Below are 306 nucleotides of genomic sequence, written 5' to 3'. Positions count from 1 at the left end.
TTCACTTAATAATTCAGGTTGTAACTGTAGGGCGTTGGCTCAATACATTCCTTCAGAGTTTAAGGATTCCTACGATATTCAAACGATAACAAACAATGGGTTGGATGAAGAGAATAGTGATGTTATTGTAACAACACATCGCAATACATCAGTTAGAAATAATAAGATAAATATTGAACTATGGCATGGCTTTCCTTTAAAAGGAATGTATCGTATGGACTGTAACCGTAATCCTGAAGAAACAGGAGTGTTTGAGAATTGGAAATATGCAGCAGGGATAGCGTCATATTCTTCCTTATATACGAC

1 protein-coding gene is annotated in these 306 nt (G+C 35.6%); it reads left to right on the top strand.

Going from position 1 to position 306, the window contains the following annotated elements:
• The coding region (locus RCF13_RS03035) for a hypothetical protein (RefSeq protein WP_308140854.1) at positions 1–306 on the top strand (306 nt) is incomplete at both ends.

Source organism: Stenotrophomonas maltophilia group sp. RNC7, assembly GCF_030910085.1.
Taxonomy (GTDB): Bacteria; Pseudomonadota; Gammaproteobacteria; order Xanthomonadales; family Xanthomonadaceae; genus Stenotrophomonas; species Stenotrophomonas sepilia.
The sequence above is the reverse complement of the archived record's forward strand: the minus strand, read 5'-3'. Positions and strand labels throughout refer to the sequence as shown.